This window comes from Myxacorys sp., from assembly GCF_059501405.1.
The window spans coordinates 23877-29879 of the sequence record NZ_JCACCM010000089.1 but is presented as its reverse complement, the minus strand read 5'-3'; the positions used below and the strand labels follow the sequence as shown (position 1 = coordinate 29879).

6 protein-coding genes are annotated in these 6003 nt (G+C 50.3%); 1 reads left to right on the top strand and 5 read right to left on the bottom strand.

The genetic code is table 11. The annotated features are described in order from the left end of the window. From AC5I6P_RS10615 to AC5I6P_RS10595, 5 genes are all read right to left on the bottom strand, one after another. On the bottom strand, positions 1-232 hold a 232-nt coding region (locus tag AC5I6P_RS10615), incomplete at its 3' end, for a hypothetical protein (RefSeq protein WP_495693724.1). After that, positions 232-933: a hypothetical protein gene (locus tag AC5I6P_RS10610; RefSeq protein ID WP_495693723.1), complete on the bottom strand. Its 702-nt coding sequence runs from the start codon at positions 931-933 to the stop codon at positions 232-234. The genes AC5I6P_RS10615 and AC5I6P_RS10610, both read right to left, overlap by 1 nt. Positions 934-1027: 94 nt before the next feature. Further along, positions 1028-3391, bottom strand: a complete 2364-nt coding sequence (locus tag AC5I6P_RS10605; protein WP_495693722.1) for a hypothetical protein — start codon at positions 3389-3391, stop codon at positions 1028-1030. Further along, complete coding sequence (locus tag AC5I6P_RS10600) at positions 3388-3882, bottom strand: hypothetical protein (RefSeq protein WP_495693721.1); 495 nt, start codon at positions 3880-3882, stop codon at positions 3388-3390. The genes AC5I6P_RS10605 and AC5I6P_RS10600 overlap by 4 nt, the downstream gene beginning before the upstream one ends. A 105-nt stretch (positions 3883-3987) precedes the next feature. Next, positions 3988-4806, bottom strand: coding sequence for a DODA-type extradiol aromatic ring-opening family dioxygenase (locus AC5I6P_RS10595; RefSeq protein WP_495693720.1), 819 nt, complete (start codon positions 4804-4806; stop codon positions 3988-3990). 145 nt (positions 4807-4951) lie between these two features. Here AC5I6P_RS10595 and AC5I6P_RS10590 point away from each other — a divergent pair, with 145 nt between their 5' ends. Next, positions 4952-5830: a LysR family transcriptional regulator gene (locus tag AC5I6P_RS10590; RefSeq protein WP_495693725.1), complete on the top strand. Its 879-nt coding sequence runs from the start codon at positions 4952-4954 to the stop codon at positions 5828-5830. Positions 5831-6003 lie beyond the last annotated feature (173 nt).

The following is a 6003-nucleotide window of genomic DNA, read 5'->3' as shown; positions in this document are numbered from 1 at the left end:
GAGCACCACCATCACCACCATCACCACCACCATCGGCATGCATCACGAGCCATGCGCCAGCGTCATCATTGGGGACGATCGCCGTATCACCATCATCATCAATAACGCTTGTGGCGTCGTATTGATACCATCTTTTTTTTGATACAACAGTCCTGGCCAGCCCATTTACTCGACGATTCGCGGGAATGGCTCTTAAGTCAGCAACGGTGGCAACAGCATATCCAGTTTGCATCAGACGCCCACCCCATAAGTCGTATTCATGCCTGCAAGGTAGAGATCGTATGAGTACGGTTTGCCATCCTGCAACAGTCTTGGATCTGTCAAAACATCGAGCAATACAATGCGAGCGGGCACATAACGCAAATAGAACGTGCCTGCCCCGGTCGAAGTAATGTCGATCGCCGTCACGCCATCGGTTGAGATTTGAAAGCTATCAGTTGCAACACTCATCACTTTGTAAATGGTGTTAGCCGCAACGCCAGTCGGAAGGGTTGATCCACCCTGCACGCTAAAGATCACCTCATTGCCATTAATCAAACCGTGAGCCGTTGCTGTGATCACATTCGTGGCAGCATTCACGCTTGCATCAGTTAAGGTTTTGTTGGCGGTGGCGTGTCCATTCGCAATCAGAAACACGGTCTGAAATTGCAATGCTCCACCATCTGCCTCAAAATCACCCGTCACCAGCGGTGCATCATAGCGCTTGTTGCTGTTGCTGAAACTGCCAGGGTCAGAAAATAGGAGTTGCGATCGCGCGTAGCCATTTTGCTGCAACAGTTCTGCGGCAATGAAGTCTGCTCTGCTGCTCGCACGGGTTAATAGTGTGGTGTCTGCGAGGCAGAGGAAATACTTTGCCACGTCAGGCAGTGTTCCGCCGCCGAAGGGCAGCGCGAAGTGATAACTTACCCAGTCGTTATGAAAATATCGTGCCATCGCTCAACCTCATGGGATCGGGCTGAGAATTCCTACAAATAGGTAACGGTAACAGCGCAATGGAATTCTCACTTTTAGGACCACATTGAAAGGGCTAGAGCAGATTTCCCCACTGGGCTTGGGTCATCTCTTCCCATTGCGCTGTGCTCATCTCTTCCCAGTCGAGCGACCCCACTCCATCACTACTGAATCCCATCGCAAGTCTGCCCTGCTCTGGGTTCGAGATGCCCACAAAACTGAAGCCAAGTGCAGCCCCGGCTTTCATATCGGACTGAGGACGAAGTGTAAAGCCAAGTGTAAACTCGCCCACGTCCTCAATCGGAGTGAGGTCATACGTGCGATCGCGGCTCGTGAAACTGAAGCCAAGTGCAAACTCCCCTTCATTGGTTTGTTTATAAACAGGAGCAATGATTTCAGGATGATCCGCATCGACAAAGCCGAGCAACATGCCATCAAAACTGACCACACAACGGCGCTCTGCCATTGCGATCGCAAACCCATCCATTAAATAGGCTGCTGTGCCGTCAGATTCGGCCACGTCGCCTCGTGAGAGCGGAGCATAGGCAAACCAACCATCATTCAAATCCGTCGTAATTGCTGCGCCTTTGTAGCGTCCCCAGTAGATGTTGCCCCAGACTGAGGCGAGTCGACTGGCTTCGGCTTTGGCATTGGCAATGCCCCCACTCACCCCACCTGAGTCGACGACAGCAGAGAGATATTCAAAGCTCAACTCCTTCCGGCGCGGGCGGAAGGGCAGAGTTGCATCGACCGGGAACTTACCCTTCCCTGACACCGTAATGTCTTGAGTCGTGAACGGTGGGGAATAGGTATCCGGCGCGGGCGGCTGGGCTTGCCCAGAATTGGACGTGACGATGGTATTGCTGGCATCGACGAGCACCATCAAATTAGCCGAATCGTAGAAGAGCGATTGCTTAATCAGCTTCTCCCGCAGGGTATCAGTCAAGTCTGGATAGAGAATTGGAATCACCTTTAGCACCTGCGTTTCGCTCTGCCACTCGCCAAACGTCCGCTCTCGCCACGTCTGGATTTGTTGCTCAGCTTCGTGCATCGATCGCATGGAGCGATATTGTGTCACGTTGGCTGGTAAAGCTTTATAGCCAAAGTCAGCCGGAATCACCGTGCCGATGGCTTTATAAGTGCGGGTGGTGATTTTGGGTCCATTCCCCAGCTTCTCTAGCTCTGGGATATCCTGTGGGTCGTCATCCTCAAGGGCTGGGGTTGTCACTGCCGCAGGCGTTAGCTCATAGCGGTAAGTCACATGCGTTTCTTCGATCAGGACCAACGTGCCAAGCGCAAAATTCTGAACGAGTGCCTTCGGATAGGTCGATAAAATCTCCTTAAAGGTCGAATCGAACAGTCCATAAACCTGCGTGATGTGCTCTAGCAGCCGACCTTGATTGCCCTGGCTGCATTTACTCTCCCCGGCTTTGCCTGTGAGGGGTGCATTAACCTCATACTGAAAAGTTTCGATTCGATATTCTGAATTAATGAGAGCCGTCCGACCAAATGCAGGCACATCCCGCACGAAGTCAATTGGAATCACCAAGCCTTCAGGCTGTGCGGTCCAGGTTTGCACTGTGCGTCGCTTCTTGGCGCGATCGAACTGATCTAGCGTCCGAGTGCGCTTGGTAATAATTTCTGACGCAGAAGATGACCCCGCTAGTAATGCAGGTCCATACTCTTCGCTCTGGGTTTCGGTCGTGTCGCCCGTTTTGCGAACGATGGTCACCTTGCCGCGAATCAGCACCTCTTCTGAAGGTTGATCGCCTTCCAGCCGGGAATAGTCTGCCGAATCACTCGCCGCATTCAGGCTGAGGATGGGAGCCGATGGCTGGGCATTGATGCTGCTGGCTCTGACGAGTCCATTGCTATCGACCCAGAGAAAGTAGCCCGCTGCTGCTGCGATCGCACCTGCCTGCTGTAGATAGTTACCTTCTAGCAGCCGTGGGGAGGGGTGAGCCAGAGAACCGGGAACCGAATCGATGAGGCTTGGGCATCCCGACGCTGCTAGTAATCGATTGATAATTTCACCCCGCGCAGTGCTTGTGCCGAGGCAGATTCCCGATTTATCGCCCTTGCCCTCTTTGAAATTCATCAGGGCAAATATATCGCCCACTTGCAGCGTTAGCTTGCGAGTCTTCAAATCGAAACCACTATCGAGAATAAATAATCGCCCACCTCTCGGAGATGGGCGCAGTGTCCCAGAGCTATCAGCAATTTGAACGATGATCGCTTGACCCCGGCTCCAACGGCTATTCCTGCGATCGTCCAAACTCTCAAACCCAATTGGACGCCCTAAGACAATCTCGCCAGTGAATGTGACTAATCCAGATTGATCAAGCTTCGAGTCGCTGCCACGAAAACTGACGACCCCAGGCGTGCAGTCTAATCCGGCAATAACAATTTGATAATTGCGAATGCTCAAGTTAATCGTCATGCCACCACCCGATCAAGTTCTTTCAGCACAAACCGAGCGAGATAGCGGTATTGCAAGCTGCCAGTTTCTTCAGCTTTGGGTTCAAACATGCGAACGGCAAACACAGCAGGGTAGGCAATGCCGCCGCCAGCGATTGTGGTGATGGGTCCGGCTGCTTGTCTTGTGGGTGCGATCTCATCTTCAACGTAATGCTGGATTGTATCTGAAAGATAGATTCGAGAATCTTCCTGGTTGCGCCGATGTCGCTCTGCTCTAGCAAAAATTGCCCACAGCACTCGCCATTGCTCAACTCCGAGGTAGGTTTGAATTGTCCAAACAAACTTTGCCTCAAATAGCGAACCGTCGCTGATTGCGTTGCCGAACAAGCTGTATTCCGTGGTTCCGGTTTCGCCAAGGATTCGTTCATAGCCACCTTGGGCAAAGCGTGAAGACGTGCGATCGCCCAAGGCCAGTGAGAAGGCATCAATGCTAAGGGTCAAGGTTCTGGTCATAGGGCAACGCTCAAACTGCCCTATCTTTCCTACCCTCTAGGCTAGAATCTGCGCTGCGGTTCGTGTAGTCGGCGTAGTTGTCGATCTGGGTTTGGCTGTTGAACGTCAGGCTGCGGCATTGCCAAATCGGAAACTAGACGAAACAATACCGCCAAAGAGGTTTTCATCATGATAAACACAAGCGCTTGGATCGTTTTGGGCCGCGCCAACTGTGACCATCAACGGTAGTAAATGGTCTTCCTGTGGGTGAGCTAATCGTGCAGCAGGTGCTTTAGCCCAGTGGATAAGTTTATCAACTCGCTGTGTTGGCTCAGATTGCACCAGCGTCTGCTGAAGCCAATCATCAAATTGCTGTGATGCTTCTGCACCTTTTGACCCAAAATCCCTGAGATTGTGATAGCTCAATCCGCTACCAATAATGAGTACCCCTTCCTTCCGCAATGGAGCCAATGCTCGTCCTACTTCCAAATGAAGTTTTGGGTCATAACCTCGCTTGAGCGAAAGCTGAACGACAGGAATCTGTGCTTGCGGATACATAGGGTACATCACTGTAAAAGTCCCGTGGTCAAAGCCGCGGTTCGGGTCAAGACGGGCTGAATATCCAGCACCCTGAATCAGCGATTGGATGCGACTTGCCAATTCCGGTGAACCTGGGGCACTGTACTTAACTTCGTATGTATGCGCGGGAAATCCTGAATAATCGTAAATCATCGGAGGATTTGGACTCGCCGAAACAGTGAAGTCTTCTTCCTCCCAATGCCCGGAAACTACTAACACTGCCTTGGGTGCCACTCCTAATTGGCGAGGGATATCCTGTAACGAAGTTTCGAGGCGATCGAACATTTGACCAAAATGGTCTTTCATGTAGGGCCAGGGGCCGCCACCGTGAGAAACAAAGTAGGTCGGAAATTCAGGCATTATCATATCGAAGTTCTGTTTGATGGTATTGGCTACGAGGTCTATATAACTCACTATATCTGTGCACTATTAGTTCATCAATAGATAGAATATTGATGGATCATTTCCTATTAGTTGATATTGCTTGGGCAAAGTGGATACATTAGTGAGTATGCGGGTGTTTCGCAGAGTTGTAGAACTGAAAAGCTTTGTGGCTGCCGCCGATCGCATGGAAATGTCTGCTGCAATGGTTAGCAAACACGTTATGCACCTAGAGCAGCATTTAGGCGGTCGCTTGCTCAATCGCACTAGTCGGCATTTAAGTTTGACTGAAATCGGGAAAGTCTACTTTGAACAATGTTGCGAGATATTGGATAGCCTGGATGAAGTGGAAGCAACGGTCAGCCGAGCCACAATTGTACCGAGTGGGGTGCTAAAAATTAGTGCCCCAGTTTGGTTTGCCAATCGCACATTTACTAAGATACTTGCTAATTATCAGGCCCAGTTTGCCGCAGTCTCCTTGGACATTGACTTAAGTGGGCGAATGGTTAACGTAGTAGAAGAAGGGTTTGATGTGGTATTGAGAGTGACTCAATCTCCTCCTAGTAACCTGATTGCACATCCAATTGCACCTGTTCCATTTTGCATAGTAGGCTCTCCGTCATACCTTCGCAAAGCTGGATACCCTTTAAAACCGAAAGATTTATCGCAGCACGCAATGATTACTTATTCGTATTTGTCACTTTCAGAGGGTGAACTGCCCTTTGAAGGACTAACTGGGAAAGAAAGCGTTAAGATTGGGCCGTCGGTGCTGCGGACTAACAATGAAAATCTGATGCACAACGCGGTAATAGATGGGATGGGTCTGGCATTCTTACCAACTTGGCTGATTGAAGACGATATTGCTGCCGGGCATCTAGAGAGGGTAATGCTGGATTATCGCTTGCCAGCTAACATGCTTTATGCCATGTATACTAGCCGCAAATATCTTTCATCGAAAGTGCGAACCTTCGTTGATTTTATTGCTGAATGTAGCGAGCTAAAAAACTAACTCTTGAGAAGAGCAGTACAGCTATTGCAGTCAGGCGATCTGAGCGTTTTTGCTCATCTATCCATTCCCGTTAAAATCCAAGGCATAAACACAAGAGAAAGCTCTCGGAAACTTTCCTGCCCTCTCTTTGCTAACCTACTTTCCAACTGGGCTAACCTACTTTCCAACTGGCA